The 19,102-nt window shown below is 40.9% G+C and carries 17 protein-coding genes and 1 pseudogene; 10 read left to right on the plus strand and 8 right to left on the minus strand.

Annotation, left to right across the window (positions count from 1 at the left end; genetic code table 11):
- Nucleotides 1-262, plus strand: a 262-nt coding sequence (locus tag NWP25_RS04530) for an HNH endonuclease (protein ID WP_280687989.1), incomplete at its 5' end; no start/stop codon positions are given.
- A 7-nt stretch (nt 263-269) separates the two neighbouring features.
- Nucleotides 270-548 (plus strand): annotated as a pseudogene (locus tag NWP25_RS04535) (leucyl/phenylalanyl-tRNA--protein transferase); the annotation flags it as partial.
- A 38-nt stretch (nt 549-586) separates the two neighbouring features.
- Here NWP25_RS04535 and NWP25_RS04540 read toward each other — a convergent pair.
- Nucleotides 587-1,396: a DUF3598 family protein gene (locus tag NWP25_RS04540; RefSeq protein ID WP_280698935.1), complete on the minus strand. Its 810-nt coding sequence runs from the start codon at nt 1,394-1,396 to the stop codon at nt 587-589.
- 463 nt (nt 1,397-1,859) lie between these two features.
- On the opposite strand from NWP25_RS04540, the gene def reads away from it, so the two are divergent.
- The 6 genes from def to NWP25_RS04570 all read left to right on the plus strand — a co-directional run bounded on the left by def (nt 1,860) and on the right by NWP25_RS04570 (nt 7,121).
- Nucleotides 1,860-2,423, plus strand: coding sequence for a peptide deformylase (gene def, locus NWP25_RS04545; RefSeq protein WP_280650388.1), 564 nt, complete (start codon nt 1,860-1,862; stop codon nt 2,421-2,423).
- Between the two features lie 10 nt (nt 2,424-2,433).
- Entirely contained in the window at nt 2,434-2,637 is a 204-nt protein-coding gene (locus tag NWP25_RS04550) for a hypothetical protein (RefSeq protein WP_280650387.1), read from the plus strand.
- 161 nt (nt 2,638-2,798) lie between these two features.
- A complete protein-coding gene (locus NWP25_RS04555) occupies nt 2,799-3,596 on the plus strand; it encodes a PD-(D/E)XK nuclease family protein (RefSeq protein WP_280650386.1) in 798 nt (265 codons plus the stop codon).
- 16 nt (nt 3,597-3,612) lie between these two features.
- Nucleotides 3,613-4,230: a GNAT family N-acetyltransferase gene (locus NWP25_RS04560; protein WP_280650385.1), complete on the plus strand. Its 618-nt coding sequence runs from the start codon at nt 3,613-3,615 to the stop codon at nt 4,228-4,230.
- A gap of 185 nt (nt 4,231-4,415) precedes the next feature.
- Nucleotides 4,416-6,734 carry a single-stranded-DNA-specific exonuclease RecJ gene (gene recJ, locus NWP25_RS04565; protein WP_280650384.1) on the plus strand — a complete coding sequence of 773 codons (2,319 nt, stop codon included), beginning with the start codon at nt 4,416-4,418 and terminating at the stop codon, nt 6,732-6,734.
- A gap of 153 nt (nt 6,735-6,887) precedes the next feature.
- The gene (locus tag NWP25_RS04570; RefSeq protein ID WP_280650383.1) at nt 6,888-7,121 is read left to right on the plus strand and encodes a hypothetical protein; all 234 of its coding nucleotides are present in this window, start codon (nt 6,888-6,890) and stop codon (nt 7,119-7,121) included.
- 372 nt (nt 7,122-7,493) lie between these two features.
- On the opposite strand, the gene alaS is transcribed toward NWP25_RS04570, so the two are convergent.
- The gene (gene alaS / locus NWP25_RS04575; protein ID WP_280650382.1) at nt 7,494-10,136 is read right to left on the minus strand and encodes an alanine--tRNA ligase; all 2,643 of its coding nucleotides are present in this window, start codon (nt 10,134-10,136) and stop codon (nt 7,494-7,496) included.
- A 331-nt stretch (nt 10,137-10,467) separates the two neighbouring features.
- On the opposite strand from alaS, the gene NWP25_RS04580 reads away from it, so the two are divergent.
- Nucleotides 10,468-10,668, plus strand: coding sequence for a heavy-metal-associated domain-containing protein (locus NWP25_RS04580; RefSeq protein ID WP_280650381.1), 201 nt, complete (start codon nt 10,468-10,470; stop codon nt 10,666-10,668).
- Nucleotides 10,669-10,844: 176 nt separating this feature from the next.
- Here NWP25_RS04580 and NWP25_RS04585 read toward each other — a convergent pair whose 3' ends face one another.
- The 5 genes from NWP25_RS04585 to NWP25_RS04605 all read right to left on the minus strand — a co-directional run bounded on the left by NWP25_RS04585 (nt 10,845) and on the right by NWP25_RS04605 (nt 15,929).
- Nucleotides 10,845-11,525, minus strand: coding sequence for an ATP-dependent Zn protease (locus NWP25_RS04585; protein ID WP_280686481.1), 681 nt, complete (start codon nt 11,523-11,525; stop codon nt 10,845-10,847).
- A gap of 16 nt (nt 11,526-11,541) precedes the next feature.
- Nucleotides 11,542-12,027 (minus strand): hypothetical protein, encoded by a 486-nt coding sequence (locus NWP25_RS04590; protein WP_280649517.1) that lies wholly within the window; start codon nt 12,025-12,027, stop codon nt 11,542-11,544.
- An 82-nt stretch (nt 12,028-12,109) separates the two neighbouring features.
- Entirely contained in the window at nt 12,110-13,672 is a 1,563-nt protein-coding gene (locus NWP25_RS04595) for a phytoene desaturase family protein (protein ID WP_280649518.1), read from the minus strand.
- Nucleotides 13,673-13,848: 176 nt separating this feature from the next.
- Nucleotides 13,849-14,424: an RdgB/HAM1 family non-canonical purine NTP pyrophosphatase gene (gene rdgB, locus NWP25_RS04600; RefSeq protein ID WP_280649564.1), complete on the minus strand. Its 576-nt coding sequence runs from the start codon at nt 14,422-14,424 to the stop codon at nt 13,849-13,851.
- Nucleotides 14,425-14,489: 65 nt separating this feature from the next.
- Complete coding sequence (locus tag NWP25_RS04605; protein WP_280649519.1) at nt 14,490-15,929, minus strand: phosphoglucomutase/phosphomannomutase family protein; 1,440 nt, start codon at nt 15,927-15,929, stop codon at nt 14,490-14,492.
- Nucleotides 15,930-16,620: 691 nt separating this feature from the next.
- Between NWP25_RS04605 and NWP25_RS04610 the strand changes: the two genes are divergently transcribed.
- Nucleotides 16,621-17,157, plus strand: a complete 537-nt coding sequence (locus tag NWP25_RS04610) for an HNH endonuclease (protein WP_280649565.1) — start codon at nt 16,621-16,623, stop codon at nt 17,155-17,157.
- A gap of 1 nt (nt 17,158) precedes the next feature.
- On the opposite strand, the gene NWP25_RS04615 is transcribed toward NWP25_RS04610, so the two are convergent.
- Nucleotides 17,159-18,898 (minus strand): alpha/beta hydrolase, encoded by a 1,740-nt coding sequence (locus NWP25_RS04615; RefSeq protein ID WP_280649520.1) that lies wholly within the window; start codon nt 18,896-18,898, stop codon nt 17,159-17,161.
- Nucleotides 18,899-19,102: the final 204 nt, after the last annotated feature.

Raw genomic sequence — 19,102 nt, forward strand, 5'->3', positions numbered from 1 at the left:
AAGGCATAAAGGTAAGTGTCCCCACTGTGGGCATTACTTTAAGGATGGTGATGTAATGGAAGTACACCATATCATCCCACTGCCACAAGGAGGAAAGGATGAATATGATAATTCACAACTATTACATATACATTGCCACGGTGAAAAGACTGCCAATGCTGGTAGTCTAAGGGGTATTCATGACAAGAACCATGTCATTGAGGAGCCGTATGAGGCGAAAGTCTCACGTACGGTTTTGAAGACGAGTCCGTTGGGTGACTGACTGGCTTAGTTTAATAACTTGGCAGGGTGATGAACTGGCTGGGGGTATTTTAGGAATTGTGATTGGCGGTGCTTTTATCGGTGAGTCGATGTTTTACCGCATTTCTGAAGGCTCTAAGGTGGCTATGGTCAAGTTGGTGGAAAGATTACGTCAACGCCAATTTGTGTTATTTGATGCTCAAATGATGAATCCCCATTTGGCTAGATTTGGTGCTTATAGTATTGGCGATGAAGAATATCAAGCTTTACTTCAAGAAGCTCTGCAATGTCGTTGTAATTTGGTTTGAATCAGGTATGAGGTGATCTGAGGATTTTTGAACTGTGGTTAAAGTTTTTTTTCTGTTACTAAAGTCAAACTCACCCATTGGCCTTGCTCGTTGTAGCTGCGAACCATGCGTTGGCGTAGGCTAGGTTGAATTAACCAACCCACTTCTAAAATAAAGGGTTGACGCAATTGCACTTGTAATGGAGATGTGATAGAAGCGCCATCAGGAAGGAGTAATACTTGTACCTGCTTTTGGGGATTTTGATCAAAGTTAATTATGGAACCTTTGATGGTGCCAGTGGAAGTAATTCTGCTTAGGGCAGAAGTTAAACTTTGAATTAATCGCCCGTTGCCATCTAATTGTAATTTTAAAGTTGTAGAGTGGTGATCAGGCGATGCCCAATCTGGATATATGGTTACGGCTTCACCTTGCCATTCTCCTAATAATTGATTTATTTGTAATGATAGGCGTTGTACTGGTTCAGTTCCAGCTAAATGTTCTCGAATTAAAGTTATTTTATCTAACTGACCATTTTTATTAAAAATTTGCACTGCCCGTAAGCGCCGATTTTCATGAATTAAACCCAGTTCAGCCCCAAATTCTGTAAAAGGGGCTAGCTGAATTGAACCTTGGGAAAAAGCACCATTGGCAAAAAATAGCGTGCTCTTGGCGATAGAACTGTATTCTAAAACCAAATCTTCCTGTCCTTGGCGGCTAACAATCTGGCGGATAGTTTGGTTATTCTCTAAGCCTTCTAAAGAAACCACACTTTTGATATCTTGTAGGATTTCGCCTTGGGGTGATAACCGGGTGAAGGAACCTTGCCATTCACCGAGGTTTTGCAGTAAAGACTCCCATTGAGATGTCATAAACAAACTCCTGAATCCGTAATTTTAATTTTGAGCAAATTGTCCGTAGCAAAGCAGCTACATATTAATCTTAATATTGCAGTAAAACTTAACAGAATTACGGTTGAGATACTCCCCACCCAAGAAGAGTGGGGATTCTGGGGTCAAACATGGTTAATGTCCTAATGGTGTGAATATTAGGTGCGGCGTTTTCATCGGGTCTGTTTACAGAATTACAACATGGACAACGCCCTTGGAAAGCTAGGGCTTTAAACCCAAATTTTTGGTAAAATCTCTGGGGGAGTAAGTTATCAAGGGTTGGTGAGAAATTGAATAAAATCTGGTTGATTAGGTAGCAAACTGCTGATAAATTGTTGCATTAGAGAAATTAAACTCGAAGAGATTTTTTCATCTCAACAGGGGTCTATGGGAGATTGATAAAATTGAGATAGTAGGAATTTTCACAACTTAGTCATTGATAATCATGCCTTCTGAAATTGCTGTCGAGAAGAAAAAATTAAAAAACCCGCCCTTGAAACTTCACTATCTAGGCGATCGCGTGTTACGTCAAGATGCAAAGCGGATTGCTAAAGTAGACGATGAAATCCGTCAAATAGCACGGGAAATGCTGCAAACTATGTACAGTAGCGATGGCATTGGTTTGGCCGCACCTCAAGTGGGAATTCATAAACAACTCATTGTCATTGATTGCGAACCAGATAACCCGGCTAATCCGCCTCTGATATTGATTAACCCCACAATTAAACAGGTAAGTCGGGAACTCTGCGTTGCCCAAGAAGGGTGTTTAAGCATTCCCAAGGTTTATTTAGATGTCAAGCGTCCCGAAACGGTGGAAATTGCTTATAAAGATGAATACGGACGTCCCCAAATCCTAAAAGCTAACGGCTTACTCGCACGCTGCATTCAACACGAAATGGATCACCTCAAAGGCGTGGTATTTGTAGATCGTGTAGAGAATTCCTTGGCTTTGTCCCAGGAGTTATCGAAGAATGGCTTTTCTTATCAAGCCGTGAAACCACTAGCATAGGGTAATAATAGTGTATTTAACTCCAAAAAGCGGTTTATTTCTGGGTGGTGCTTGCTTAACAGCTATTGCCGGCGTTGGTTCAGTGTTTGAACTGAGTTATGGACAACCAGATTTAGGTGTTCAGGTAACTGCAATTATCCTCGGGTTGAGCATTCCGCTCACAGGATTATTTTTCTTTGCGGCAGTGAGGGATGCACGGGCTAACATAAAATAAGCATCAGGTATATAAAAAGGTGGGGGGATGAACAAAAATGCATAATTCATCCTTCTACCTTTTATTTTTTCTCTTCAGGTAACCCGGCCTAAAGCAAACGGTTAAGCTTTCCTACCTCAGACAAGTAGCTCGTTTTGAGCGATCGCTTCTAGAATGGGAGAATGCTCTCAGAAACAACTCAACTATTACACCTATCTCAAGGACATCTCAACTTACTAGAAGCTTGTCCGCGTAAGTTCCAACACATTTACTTGGAAGAACTCAACTCCCCCCCAAATCCGCAACACGAGGAATACCAAACTTTGGGGAGTCGATTTCACTTGCTGATGCAGCAGCGAGAAATGGGTTTACCAATTGATAGCTTAGTGCAAGCGGATGCTCAACTGCAAACCTGGATGTCAGGCTTTGCTAATGCAGCACCAGAAATTTTAACCCCTACTGAAGACCAAATTTTTCGAGCCAGTGAACATTACCGCACACTGCAAACTAACAACTATTTGTTAACGGTTGTTTATGATTTATTAATTACAGATCACCAACAAGCCCAAATTATCGACTGGAAAACTTATCCTCAACCACCACATAAACACCAATTACAACAGAATTGGCAAACACGTCTTTATTTATATGTTTTGGCTGAAACTAGCGCCTACTTGCCCAAAAATATTTCTATGACTTACTGGTTTGTTCAGTGTGAAGGTGAACCGCAAAATATTAAATTTAATTACAATACTACCCAGCATCAGAAAACAGCCAAGAAACTTAATCAACTGTTAAATCAATTAACTAATTGGCTGGAAGACTACCGAAAAAATCAATTATTTCCCCAAGTAATAGAAACTAGTCAAATCTGTAATTATTGTCATTTTGCCCCACGTTGCGATCGCACACAAGCAAGGGAAGAATATCAGCAGAATTATTTAACAAATCTTGCCAATATTCAAGAAGTATCTCTTTGAATTTTCTGGAAAAGATATGAAAAGTTTTGATGAAACTGATTTGATTTATGTTCGTGAATTAGGAATTGATGATATTTCACCGGTTTACCACTTAGGAGAACAGTTATTTACTAGCGATTTGTACCCTTATTTATATCGCACCTGGGATGAATGGGAAGTAATTGGACTCTATAATACAGATCCAGAATATTGTCTTGTAGCTGAGACAGACGGAGAATTAGCAGGTTTCATTTTAGGAACCATTATCGCAAAACCATCATGGACTTACGGTTACATATTATGGCTAGCTGTGAATCCGAAATTTCAACGCCGGGGAGTAGCAGATAAGTTAGTTGACAAACTTATTGCCCGGATGATTGAAGACGGGGCGCGGTTCATGCTAGTAGACACAGATCCTACTAACAATGCGGCAGTCAAGTTTTTTAACCGTAAAGGATTTGGTAATATCCGCCAGCATATTTTCTTGTCCATGAATTTAAGCAAGCATGAATATTATGGCAGATTAATTGATTACGAACATCAAAAAGCCGAAAGAGCAGGTTACAGGCGAACTCGTCCAGCAACTCGTCCCCGTAAACCTGACGGTATTGCTAATGAAGTAATTCTCAATCCCCTAGTCAATGATGATGAATAAGCATAATATTAGTATAAATATAAATATAAATTTATATTAAATTTAATATAATAACTTACTTACAGGCAGCTAAAAGTTACAGTTATACCTCTAAGTAAGTAGAGTAGTAAATTGTATTCAAGGGAAAATTTTAGTTTTTATATTGTTTTTAAGGTTTTCAATTTTTTGAATTGTTAATTAATTCAATGCAGTGGATTATAGCAAAAACGGAAAAACCGCCAGACTGGTTTATTCAAATGGTGAAACAGCATACACCAGCCTCAAGGGGATTGTATGCAGCGCAATTACTGTGGCAACGGGGAATTAAAGATAGCCAACAATTAGCAGCTTTTACTAACTATAAAACTTATCAACCAGCTAGTCCCTTTGAGTTTGGCGAAGAAATGCAGCTAGCAGTGGCAAGGCTGCAACAAGCACGCAATAATAGTGATATAATTGCCGTCTGGGGAGATTTTGATGCTGACGGCATTACTGCCACTGCTGTTTTGTGGGATGGTTTGGGACAATTTTTTACTCAAAATAGCCAATTAATTTACTATATCCCCAATCGCCTCACAGAATCTCACGGACTTAATTACCGAGGAATTGATAACTTACACAAGCAAGGTTGTAAGTTAATTGTAACTTGTGATACAGGTAGCACCAATATTAATGAAATTATTTATGCCCAACAGTTAGGTATGGATGTCATAGTGACAGACCACCACACCTTACCTGAACAACGCCCACCAGTCACAGCAATTATCAACCCCCGTTATTTACCTAGTGAACATAAGTTATTTCATCTGTCTGGGGTGGCGGTAGCTTATAAGTTAGTAGAAGGCCTTTATCTCACCTTGCCTAACATTCCCCAACATCCATTGACAGATTTATTAGATTTAGTGGCAGTAGGATTAATTGCCGACTTAGTGCAAATCAGTGGAGATTGTCGATATTTAGCGCAATTAGGTATTCAAAGACTGCAAGTAGATTTTCAGCAGCCAGCTTCAGCACGACGACGGCCGGGTATAGGGCGACTATTGGAATTGTGCCAGAAAAATGGCGATCGCCCCACGGATATTTCCTTTGGTCTAGGTCCACGTATCAACGCTGTTAGTCGCATTCAAGGGGATGCTAGTTTCTGCGTAGAGTTATTAACAAGTCGGGATGCCAAACATTGTTATCAATTAGCGGAAATTACAGAACTTGCCAACACTCGCCGCAAGTCCTTACAAAAAGATGTACAAGCACAAGTAGTAGAAAAAGTTTCTCGGCTAGACTTATCAACCACCAGCGTTATTGTCTTAGCAGATAGCCAATGGCCTACTGGAGTATTGGGTTTAGTTGCTGGACAAGTAGCTCAAGAAACAGGTTGTCCCACAATTTTACTGAGTACAGAAAGAAATGGACAAGATTCCGCTCCTCCCTTAGCCCGTGGTTCTGCCCGTTCAGTGAACTTTGTCGATTTATACAAATTGGTAAAAAAACAAGCACATTTGTTACATAGTTTTGGCGGACATCCCTTTGCCGCAGGTTTGAGTTTATCACCGGAGAATATTCCTTTATTTACAGATGCCATTAATCAGGAGTTACGGCAATCTTTGGGTGGAAAAACTCTCACTCCCACTGTGCAAGCAGATCTGACGGTAACTGTCGCTGATTTAGGCAAAGAGTTATTTTTGGAACTCAAACTGCTGGAACCTTGTGGGATGGGAAACCCTGTGCCAAAATTGCTAATTCAAAATTGCTGGTTTGAAAATTCTCGGCATCGCAATCAGCAAGATTGGCAAGGAAAAAATGTACAGTACATTAAAACCGATTTTGATATTCGCGATGAGTCCACTAAAAATCCGTTTCCTGGTGTTTGGTGGGGACACTATAAAAATGAATTACCTCTGGGTCGGTGTGATTGCATCGCCGAACTAGATTACAATACCTTCAAAAAACACTATGAAATCCGATTAATTGCTGTCCGTCCTGGGCTTAACTCTACAGTTCCTGGTACAGAGGGGATGAATCAGGTTGTAACTGAGATGATATTAGATTACCGTAATCAAGAATACTCAAAACTCAAAACTCAAGATTCTGTACTGGTGATTGAAGATTGTCCTACAAATTGGGATGATATACGTCTATGGCTAAGGCAATGTGTCTATAATAATCAACAATTAGCGATGGCCTGGTCTAAGCCCAAGCATCAAGAGCCTCAGCAAGTTTGGCTAACTTTGGTTGGTATTGCTAAATATGTGAGTCGAATAAATCAATCAGTTACTAGCCGCCAACTTTTACAAAAACTCGGTATCCGTGACGAAACTTTATTGTGGGGAATTGAAGCTTTAAAAGCTTTGGGATTTACAGTGACAAGACAAGACGGTGATTTGTATATTAGTTGGCATCCCACTACCAATTCAGAAAAAGTTACTGATGCAGCTGTAGAAAGATTTTTAGCTGCTATCAATGAAGAACAATTTCAGCAAAACTATTTTGCCGACGTTCCTATATCTACTATTAAGGCTATCTGCTAATTGGCATATCACCAGTTAATTTTGGATATAGGACATCATCGGTAAAACAGTCTGTGGGAGTATAAATATTAATGTCCAACTCTTTCTTGCGATAGGAGTTAATTACAAAAGTTAAGGTTACTTTAGAAATTACTGCAACTAGGAGTTAAGCAAATGCCTGACAAATATCATACAGGAACTAAGGATGAACACTTTAATCTTATCAGCGTATTATATCACGCTTTGAAGTGTACTGCTTGCTGTGAAACATATATTAATGATGCAGAACAGGCGGGGGATGGCGAGCTTGTGCAATTCTTCCAAAATATTAAACAAGAAAATCAAAAAACAGCAGAGCGAGCTAAGGATCTGCTGGCAAGGCGCACTGAGCAGCTTGTGGCGCGTTAGATGAATGGGGAGTGAAGGGGGTAGGAAGCTTACATTCACTGCTGGTGGCTGTGGTTGACTGTTTGGCTTTTATGATAAGTTCAGAGGAGTTAGGCTGCTAATATGGTACTCACTACTACTGGTGAGACCAGTGCCGAGGGTACTGGTCTCGGCACGACCGCCACTACTCAGGTTACGTTGTAAGGTTTATCTCCATTTACAACATGAAAGTTGGCTTTGTTTTGTCTATTTTGAGCCCTTCTAAATCTATATACCTTGGCGCTCATAGTAGCCATTAAAGAAATAATTAAATACCCTGCACCCCCTTCTGTTTTCTTGCTTTAGCAACGCTATTGATGGAGTTATTGTCAGCAGGTGCCTTTGTTTGAGTAATTAACTTAGTGCTGTTTGCAAATCACTGTGGGCTCTTGCTAATGCTTCTGGTAGTTTGCTCGCATCGCGTCCGCCGGCTTGGGCTAAGTTGGGTTTACCTCCGCCACCACCACCGCAGATTTTAGCGATCGCATTGACAAATTTACCAGCTTGCAGTCCTTTTTTGTTCACTTCTGGGCTAAAAGCTGCAACTATACTTACTTTCCCGGCTTCAGGAATAGAACCCAGCACCACTGCACCGTTACCAATTTTTTGCAGTAGTCTTTCAGCGGCGTTTTTTAATGATTCGGGGTCAACATCTTCCATTGGCGCTACCAAAATTTGATGATTGCCTACTGGTTCTACTGTTTGTAGTAAACTGTCGGATTTGGCGATGGCTAACTGTGATTTCAGTGTTGCGATTTGCTTTTCACTGTTTCTCAGTTCGTTTTGCACAGTGGTAATTCTCTCTAGTAGTTCTTCTGGTTTGACTTTAAAGCGATCGCTTAAATCTTTCACTACTTTATCTCGAACATTGAGATAATCTAAGATGGCAGGGCCCGAGACAGCTTCAATGCGTCGCACTCCCGAAGCCACACCAGCCTCGGAAATAATTTTAAAGATGCCAATTTCCGCAGTATTACTTACATGAGTGCCGCCGCAAAGTTCCATTGATACCCCAGGAAAGTCAATCACTCGCACTTCTTCTCCGTATTTTTCACCAAACATAGCTACAGCCCCCCTATTCTTTGCTTCTGCTAATGGTAATATTGCTACATGGGCGGTATGTGCTTCACTAATCCATGTGTTTACCTGTTGTTCAATTTGCTGGACTTCTTCTGGTGTCAAGGCGCGGGGACAGTTAAAGTCAAAACGCAATCTGTCGAAGGAAACAAGGGAACCGGCTTGAGATATAGTATCATCGAGAATTTTCTTTAACGCCGCTTGTAATAAATGGGTTGCTGTATGATTAGCTTGGGCGCGACGACGACAAGGGCGATCAATTTGAGCGGTCACAATATCTCCTATGCGGATTGTGCCGCGTTCAATGCGTCCAAAATGAACAAAAAAATCAGATTCTTTTTTTACGTCTTCTACACGCATTACTGCAATATCACTGGAGATGTAACCGCGATCGCTTATTTGTCCTCCAGATTCGGCATAAAATGGGGTTTGATTGAGAACAATTTGTACTTCTGTCCCGGCTTCTGCTTCTTCTTGATAAATCCCATCTACTAATATGGCTTGGACCGTCGCAGTGGCCGCAGGTTGGGTATAACCTAAAAATTCCGTGGCGTGGATATGTTCTGCTAACTTATCCAGGGAACCTTGCACGGTTAAATCAATGGTTTCGTGGGCAGCTTTAGCACGTTTCACCTGCTTTTGCATTTCCCCATCAAATCCAGCTTCATCAACGGTGAGGTGATTTTCTACGGCGATTTCTTGGGTCAATTCCAGAGGGAAACCGAAGGTATCATATAAAGTGAAGGCACTTTCACCGCTAATTTGGGTTTTGCCTTGCTGTTTAACCTCTTGGATGATTTCTGCGAGCAGTTTTTCCCCTCTATCTAATGTTCTCAGGAAATTGGCTTCTTCCCGTTGCAATTCGGCTTTGATTGGTGCTTCTCGTTGCCGGACGTTGGGGTAAGCTGATTCTGAAAGAGCGATGGCGGTTTCGGCAACTTGGGCAATAAATTCGCCATTAATGCCAATTAATCGCCCATGACGCACCACCCGGCGAATTAATCGCCGCAGTACATAACCTCTTCCCACATTGGAAGCGCGAATTTCATCAGCAATCATGTGAACAACAGAACGCACATGATCACCAATGACTTTGAGGGAAACTTGGGTGTTCTCGTCACTGCTGTGGTAATCAATTCCGGCAATTTGCGCTGCTGTCTGAATAATCGGAAAAATCAGGTCAGTTTCGTAGTTATTCGGTACTTGTTGGAGGATTTGCGCCATCCTTTCCAATCCCATACCGGTGTCAATATTCTTGCTTTGCAATGGTGTCAAATTACCTGAAATATCCCGGTTATATTGCATGAATACAAGATTATAAAATTCAATAAACCGGGTATCGTCTTCTAAATCAATGTTTTCATCACCGAGTTCCGGGTGAAAGTCATAATAAATTTCCGAACAAGGTCCACAGGGTCCAGTGGGGCCAGATACCCAAAAGTTATCATCTGCGCCCATGCGTTTAATTCTGGCTTCTGGTACACCGATGTCATCGCGCCAAATATTATAAGCTTCATCATCTTCTTCAAAGACGCTGACTACCAGATGTTGTGAAGGTAATCCAAAAATTTTAGTGGATAACTCCCAACCCCAGGTGATCGCTTGTGGTTTAAAATAGTCACCAAAGCTGAAGTTACCCAACATCTCAAAGAATGTGTGATGTCTTTTGGTGCGTCCGACGTTTTCAATGTCGTTGGTACGGATGCATTTTTGGGAAGTGGTGGCTCGACAAAATTCTGGCGTGCGTTGCCCAAGGAATATCGGTTTAAATGGTAGCATCCCGGCGATGGTCAGCAGCACGGTGGGGTCTTCTGGTACGAGAGAAGCGCTTGGGAGAATTTGATGTCCTCGTTCAGCAAAAAACTTGAGAAATAAGTTGCGAATTTCGTTACCGCTGAGTTTCTGGGGGTTGGAAGGCATGGGTTGAAAAAATAGTTTCAATAATTGCTTTTATAGAAAAAGTATGCCGCAGATGGGGCATCTCTACCATAAGTGAGCTAGGGCTAGGATGGGTATCTATTAAGTGTATTTGCATAAGTGGTTATATATATTTTTTTTGGCATTATATTTTTGCATTTTTCTTGAGTTGACTGCTAGTTGATTTTGCCCATAGGCATTTATGTAGGCTATTCTCTATTTTTCTATATGTGGATGTCACATTTACCTAACTTTAGTCAGATGAGGAATTGCTGTCTACACCTATAATATTTGCTTAAGCAATAAAAATACAATTTATTTACGGAGGTTTCTAATGGCACTAAAACTCAAGGTTACGGATATTTCTTGTGAGAAGTGTGCGGAAAAAATCACTGAATCTATTCATGTCATGGAACCTAATGCTCTGGTAAATGTAGATGTTAAAGACAAAACAGTCACTGTGGAATCTTCTGCTGCTGAGGAATCCATTAAACAGGTAATTGTTGCAGCTGGTTTTCACATTGAAGGCTATTGATTATAATTTCTGTGTTTACCGAAAATTGGATATACTATTACCTGTGGTACTTAGCTATATGTATTTATTCACATCAAGTAAATAAATATTAAATAAATATTTTTCCATACTATAACCTAGCTAAATATTTAGCCAGATAAATCATCAAATTCCAGACTCAAGAAATTAAATTGAATTTAACTACCAGAATCATCAATCACACGTTGACAATCAATGACGGAGGCGCGTTCTTGCATGGCTTTGACTAAAGCTTCGTAACTTGACCAATTTTCTTGGAGTAAGGTTTTAGCTTGGAGAAAATGAAATTTTTGTTTCTGTAAAGATTGTGATTGAGAAAAACCCAAGGCTGCTAAAACTCCGGCTAATTTGCTTTTGTCATCAGCGCCACCTTCCGCATGAAGATAAACTAAAGTTTCTGCTACGATACCAGCCATCCAAATTGTACAATAGCGGTCTAGGATTTGGGTGCTAATTGTCCCTTGTTCTAATTGAGATGCTAATTGACTATCATCAAATCTCACACCACCTTGTCCCGGTTGCTTTTGTTGCCAAGCTTCCCAAGCGTTCAGTGCATAGTCAGTTATGGGAACATTTAGCAGATGGGCTGCGAGAAAATGACCAGCTTCGTGGTGAATAATGCGATTGCGGTGTTGGGGAGAGAGCCCAGCGATCCAATCTAAGACTATTGTACCGCTTTGACCTTGGAAATTAAAATTATCGAGAGTGGCTATTCCTAAAATAGTGAAGGTAGCAATTGCTGGTACTGCTGGGGACAAGTGAATTAATGGACCCAACAAGACAGAAAAAGTCATCAGAAAGATAGATATTGCAACTAAATTTAAGGCAGTCTGACTCATAAGGTTTTTTAGATTCTTAATTCTTAATTCTTAATTCTCTAAGTTCTTGACACTTGGCTTCTGCCGCTTGATAAGCTGCTAAATAATCTTGACCACCCAACATCACGTCACCGTAATATTCATAGGGTGGATCACCATAAATGGGTAATGGGTTGTCTTCTGGGTAATCTTCTTTTGATTCTTCAATAATCGCTTTTAATTGCTTGATGCCAAAGCTTTGTGCGGCGAAGTACCAAAGTTTTTCTGGGGTTTGGTGGAGGTGTGGCAAGGTGGGGTCAATAATAGTAACAATAGTCTCGCTGACCGGGGCGGCGCTTAATTCCATCCAACTATGTTCAATGGGTTGGCATGGCATTTCACCAATGACTAAAAATCCCTGCACATATTTGGCTTTTTCTGTGGCTAATACTGCTTTGTAAGCATTATCAAATGGCTGATTGGCTTTACTTTTGATGCTTTTAGCAATTTCCATTGAAAGTGTTTCATTCAATGCTTTGTTCATTTAGGGCGACGATTAGAGCAGTGACTATAATATATTAACATTTGTATCTATCTAGCTAGGTAAGTTTTTGCGAGGAGAGTTTTTACTCTACAGTAATTAAAGGCTTGGGTATATCAGTTTTTTGCCGCACTGATTGCTTTGTGATGAGTTCTACAAGGTCCATGCCGTTACTGATTACTCCGGGTACACTGGGATACCCCGCTGTGGCCCCGACAAGAAAGAGGTTAGGCAATTCTGTTGTATATCCTAAGCGGTTTAAGCCCACTTGTTCAGGTACTAATTTTGCACCGTAAATATTACCTTGGGGTTGTCCTAAATAAAATTCGCTGGTGGTGGGTGTACCAGAAATTTTCATCCGGGCGTAGTTGTCTACGTCTGGGATTAAATTTCGGACACTGGTCATGATTTGCTGGTAAAATTCGCGTTTTTTGGCTTTATAGCCTTTGGGATTACTTTGGTGCAAATATTTAAATGGGGCATAAGGACAGATTGTGGCAATTTCTAGGATATGATGCCCTGGTGGTGCAATTCCTGGTTCTCTAGATTTCATGGTTGGACAAGAAAGGAAGATCCACGGTTGGCTGAGGTCACCCTGAAGTTGGCGTTCGTATTCATTGTTTAAATTACCTGTGGGGTAGTACCAAAGATTCCAATTACCAATTCCATATTTTTGGGGTTGAAAGCGGCTGTCTAAACCTAAGTAGATATTAAAAACACTAGCTGAGTATTGGTAATTGGTGAGGCGTTGGTATTCTCTGTGAGTTAAGGCTTTTTTATTGTGCATTAATTGGACAGTTAATTTGGGGTCAAGGTCACTGATATAAGCGTAGTTGGCTTTGTAGGTTTGAGTACCAGCTATGACGCTTTCTACTTTGTTGTGATTAATTTCAATATGGGTCACGGGGGTGGAATATTTAATCACGCTGCCTGCTGTGGTGATGGCATCAGTAATAGTGTCTACAAAGGATTTAAAATGATGTCTGGGGTAGTAAGCGCCCTCTGAGTAGTCCCAAACTAGGGAAGTATGGGTGATTAGGGCGATTTGATTGGGTGGTAGTGCATAGTCACCACTTTGCCCCGCTAGCAGTGCTTGTAATTTGGGTGATAAGCCAACATGGTTATATAAATCTTGCAAAGTCCATGTCCGCTTTTTATATAAGTTGAGATATTTTGGCAATTTGAACCAGTCACTCCACTGGCGATTAAACCAGTGTATTTCTTGCACTAGGCTATGAATTTCTTGATGGATTTGCTGAATTTGATTACAGTAGCGGTTAATGGCATCAGTTTCTTCGGGAAAGGTGGAGAGTAGACGCGTTCGCAGATTTTCCCATCCTAAGGGAATTTTAAAATTTACTTCTGGTGTAATTACTCGGTCTATACAGTCTGGGTCGAGGCTATTAAAGGCGACATTGCGCTGAATGTAATTGAGGAATTGCCCTATGGTTTGACTGGGGGCGCATTGAGAAATGTAGTGCACGTCTGCACAAAAACTGTATTCGCCACAATCAAAAGTGTGGCAACAGCCACCGGGTAAGTAATGTTTTTCTAAAACTGCCACTCGATACCCTTGTTTAGTTAGGCAAGCCGCGGCTGAAAGTCCACCTAGTCCGGCTCCCAGAATGACATAATCGAAATTGTTCATGATATTTTGTTCAGGTTTGTTTTGTATGTTTACCTGCCCAATTAGTTCTTATGTCATTCTCAGCAATTGAGGAAGGTTAGTTGTCTAACTCAAGTTAGAATAGCTAAATTCTTGGGTGAGATTTTAGTTACTCCACATTTTGGGGTGTCATTAATAAGGGATGAGGATTAAGAGTTTTAATTTAAATGTGCTAGGTGAGGAATTAAAGTTTTTAAAGCTTTACCTCGATGGCTAATTGACTTTTTTAATTCTTGCGACATTTCTGCAAAGGTCAATTGCTTTTCTGGTACGTAAAATATGGGGTCGTAACCAAAACCATTTTTACCACGGGGTGCATGAAGAATTTCGCCGCGACATATGCTTTCAGATTCTAAAGCAATCGTACCATCGGGGCGAGCGATGGCGATGGCGCAGACAAATTGAGCTTGGCGATTGACTGCGTTACCTAGTTCTTTTAAGAGTCTAGCAATACGGTCTGGGTCGCTGGTGCCATAACGTGCTGAATATATTCCTGGTGCGCCGTTTAAAGCGTCTACTTCTAAACCAGAATCGTCAGCGATGGCCCATTGTCCTGTAATTTGGGCAGTTTGGGAAGCTTTAAGACGAGCATTAGCAGCAAAGGTTTTGCCTGTTTCTTCAATTTCTAATTCTTCTGGTTTTAAAGTTAATTGCCAACCAGAATTGGCTAGATAGGCTTGCATTTCCCTTAGTTTACCGGGATTGTTTGTAGCTACTACGAGTAATTTTGTCATCATGTTTTTACTTAATAGTTAACAGTTAACAGTTGTCATGGATTACTGACAACTGTTAGGCTATATTATTCTGCCCAATTTTTCGCCCAAGCAAGGGTTTGATGCACTTGTTGAAGTGTCGGTGCTTCACAATACAGACGTAATACTGGTTCTGTACCGCTAAAGCGAATCATTAACCAGCTGTTGTCCGCTAGACGGAATTTGTAGCCGTCTATGGTTTGGCAATTAATTACGGCTTGATTGGCAATTTCTGTTAGTGGTTTGGTTTGTAGTTGTTGTAAAAGATGAGATCGCACTTCCATGCTTGCCAAAGGTAAATCAATGCGATCATAAGCTGAAGTGAAATTTGTTTTTTGTTGTAAGGAGTGATGATAATTGCCTAAGTTTTGACCAGATTCTACTATTGCTTCTAGGACATACAATGCTGATAGTAGGGCATCACGTTCGGGAATATGACTACCATAACCGATTCCTCCTGATTCTTCACCTCCTAATAATACGTCTGCTGCTAACATTCTGTCGGCGATGTATTTATATCCTACGGGGGTTTCAAAGACTGACAAGTTATGCAATTGTGCTACACGGGGAATTAAGTCAGAGCCACTTACGGTTTTGACGATTTCACCGGTAAAGTTACGTTTTGCGGTTAAATGGTCAATTAATATGGGGATTAAGATTTGGGAACTCAAGAAGTTGGCGTTGCTATCTACTGCGGCTATGCGATCGCAGTCACCATCGAATACTAGTCCCACTGCTAAATTTGATTGATTTGTTTGACGGTGTGTTTTGATTATTGAGAATAAACGAGTTAGGTATTTTGGTAAGGGTTCTGGAGCACCGCCTTCAAATAAAGGGTCGCGATCGCTGTTGATTTCGCGAACACCATCGCCTAGTAATTTACCTAATCCCCCAGATGCTGTACCGTGCATTACATCGGCAAATAATGTTAACTTACCACAAGCGATGGCTTCTTGAATTTTGCCAATATTCACTTTAGCTTTGAGGGCTGTGATGTAGCTTGTCCAGGGATTAAATTGTTCTTGTTTGCCGGGAGTGGCTACAGGAGAAGATGCACCTGTAGATAATAAAGTTTCTATTTCTTTGGTGATTTCTGGTGCTACTGAACCACCAAAATAACCCTTGACTTTTAATCCTAGATATGATCCAGGGTTATGACTGGCTGTAATTACTAGCGCCCCCAAAGCGTTGAGTTCTTTAGCCGCCCAACTAAAAGCCGGAGTTGGCGCATAGGTTTCGCTTAATAAAACGTCAAATCCCATAGCGGCAACAACATCGGCTACAGTACGAGCAAAGTTTTCCGCCATAAAGCGGCGATCGTAGCCGACAACAATTGTTTTGCTACCAACTATAGAGAAATAGCTATCATATAATACTTTTGCGGCAGCTGGCGCCACCAATGCTAGCCGTTCAAATGTGAACTCATCACCAATAACACCCCGCCAACCGTCTGTGCCAAACTTAATAGATTTAGTAGCAACTGGCATTAAGTTATCCTCACTATTTACGAGAGGATTTTAGCATTTGTTACAGGGATAAAAGCATAGTTAATTTTCACTTTAAAAAAGGTTTACAGTAAAGTCTACAGTAATGATCATCGCTATTCAAGCCCCATGAATTTTTAGTAAGTGAAAGTGCATAATCACTTTCTTATAAGGTAACAAAAAAATATGTAAAACTACATATGCAAATATCAAAAAACTGCTCTCGTCAATCACCGCTTAAGTATTTAAACTATTAATTAATAGCTAGATAATTCTACAAACGACTGGAAAACCTATACTTCTAATACTTTATTTAAGAAAACTGCATAGTAGGTCAACTTATGCTACAAATGTATTATACCATTACTGAAAATTACAAATACTACAAGCCTCAAATGACCGACAGATTTGACTCAACATTAAGCAGCGCGATATATTGCCGACCTGGTGTGGGATTAGGCAGAGTAATCGCGTTATTTGTGATTGAGGCCAGGATATATCGGGTTGTGGGCGGTAAATCTGTAAACCTTGGCCTACGGAAAGCAGTTTCTAAAGGCCTGAATGCAGATGAACTTATCCAGAGCGGGAAGTACAAATGTTGTCTAGCACTGGCATAGTGCAGAGAGTATCAACTAGCCTACCCCCGTACCTGATCACTAGAGGCGGGGGTTATTTTTTGAGGAAAGTTTTATCTATGCAAGTTCAACAGCAGAGTCAGCAAGCGCACATATTACAAAATTCCGTGGTGGTGTTCTCCAAGAACTATCTACCAATAGCACGTATCAATATAAAACGAGCAATAGTGCTATTACTGACAGGTCAAGCGGAATCTTTGAATTTTGGCATAACAAAGCAGTGGGAAGTACGTTCTCCTAATGTTGTATTAAAAGTACCTGAACACATCCGCTTGACCGTTACCAATCCCGAACGGCATTGGAAAGTGCCGGCTGTAAACCGTCGTGAGGTGCTGAGACGAGACAATCACACCTGCCAGTACTGCGGTAGTACAAAGCATCTCACACTTGATCATGTCATCCCCCGCTCAAAAGGTGGCCAGCATACATGGGACAATGTTGTTACTGCCTGTGAACGATGCAACTCAACAAAAAGCGATCGCTTACCACACGAAGCTGGAATGATACTGAAAACCAAGCCCAAGGCTCCAATGCACCCCGCCGTGGCATTTGCTGAACAGTTCTGGAATGCACAACGCCTCAATGAAACTGATTAAATTACATCAAATCATTTGTAGGGTGTGTTGTTTTGCAGCGCAACACACCATCCTTGATTTGCGGATTGATTTGTTGCAGTAGTTGATGCAATTGCTCTGTTGAATAGGACTGTAACAAACTGACATTGAGAGGAGCTTGAGTGAGATATTGGGTATAGGATGGTTGTAAATAAGGAGCGTATTCTGGACGGTTGAGAAGGTGTGTTTGCCAAAAAGCCAAATTTAAAGCTTGAAGATAAGAATAAGCAGGGGTACGCTCTGGCCCCAGTAAAGCCGATGGTATGGGTAAGACATTATTTTCTAAAATTGTTTCAGCGATCGCAGTGAAATGAGTAGCATTTTCAATTAATACTAAGTATTTATGAGGAGTAGTCAGCCAAGTAAAAGGGCGCACCTGCTCAGATATAATTGGGGTAGCAATATCCTGACTGTTGGCCACTATCATCACAGGAATTTGAATTTGGCTGATTTCGCTTTTACCAAAAATTGAACTAGATAAAGGATTAATAGCCAATACAGCTTTAATACGTTCATCTTGGAGTTTGTAGTGTTTGGGTTTTAACTTGGTTACTTGACACTGCAAAAACAACGATAAATTAAAAGTGGAAATGTTGGGACTACAATCTTGTTGCAGTTGGTGGAAATTAATCTTTGCTCCTGCCAAAGTTAATACAGTATAACCACCAAAAGAATGCCCAATTGCTCCAACTTGGTGAAAATTGAGTTTTCCTCTGAGGTCAGGATTTAATACTTCTTGGCGTTCAAGTTCATCTAGTAGAAATTTAATATCTAAAGGTCGGTTAATAAATTCTTTTGCTTCTATGGGGCCGGCTAAACCTGTTAAGTAGCGCTGAACGCGTTCCGCATTACTACCCGGGTGTTCTAACACCGCCACAGCAAAACCGTGTGATGCTAAATGTTTAGCCAAATAAGCAAAAGAAGAACGGTCAGAAGCAATACCATGAGAAATGATAATCAGAGGAAAAGGTGGTGAAGACTCTTTGGGGGTTGTTGAGGGTGTTGCTTCTGGTATGTAAAGATGTGTAGGGATGATGCGAGCGCGTTGAGAATCTGTGAAAATAAACTCTTTTCGCTGCCAGGTAAATGAACCAGGTGATACCAAATCCGACCGTTGACCAAAGTCAATGTTAGTATTGACAGCTGAAGGATTTGATGGTTCGTCAGATGTAGCTCTGGCGATGGCTTCTTGTTGAATCCAAGCCACAACTTTATTCCTATTCTCTAATACTTGCGATAATTCATCGACTAACTTTAGTCCCTCAGTAAAATTTAGCCGCACTGTAGGCGAGGGAAACCGACGTAGGAAATTGACAACTGTTAAACCGTCTGGATGAGCAGCTGCTAGTATCAAAGCACCTCGTAGCGCATAAAAGCCATTGCGCCCAGATTCTGTGCGGACTAGGTATCCTAAACTTTGTATGAGGTCTTCGCCTATAGGTGAATAAGTTACCTGAGACACAAGGGTAGGAGTAACATTAAATTGTCGTTGAAGCAACTGTCGTAATTGGGCGAGTTGCTGAGGATTAACCTGGTTGGCATAAAAGGAAAATTCATCAGTGATTTTACCTTTTTTAGCAAAGATTTCTAAAGAGTCAACGGTGAGGGAAAATTCACCAAAGGGAGGGTAAAAAAAGCTAATACGTTCAGCCCCAATTCCAGGACTAGCAGTCAAAAACGTAGATAGCACCCCTAAACTTAGATATTTAGCAAACTTATTCATTAATTTAATCGAGTTAATATATGATGAGCATAGTCAACCGAACTAAACCCACTTGAAGTATATATTACGCCTAATGTGAATTAGGAAAAAGGCGGGAGAAGTAAGAAGATGAAAGTTACCAGCTTTTCAAATCAGACTTCCCCCATGAATAGCATAGACCTAGGAACGTTAATTACAACAATCTTTGTACTGGTAGATGATTGG

Origin of the sequence: Umezakia ovalisporum Ak1311 (genome assembly GCF_029891685.1) — a bacterium.
In the GTDB taxonomy this organism is placed as follows: domain Bacteria; phylum Cyanobacteriota; class Cyanobacteriia; order Cyanobacteriales; family Nostocaceae; genus Umezakia; species Umezakia ovalisporum.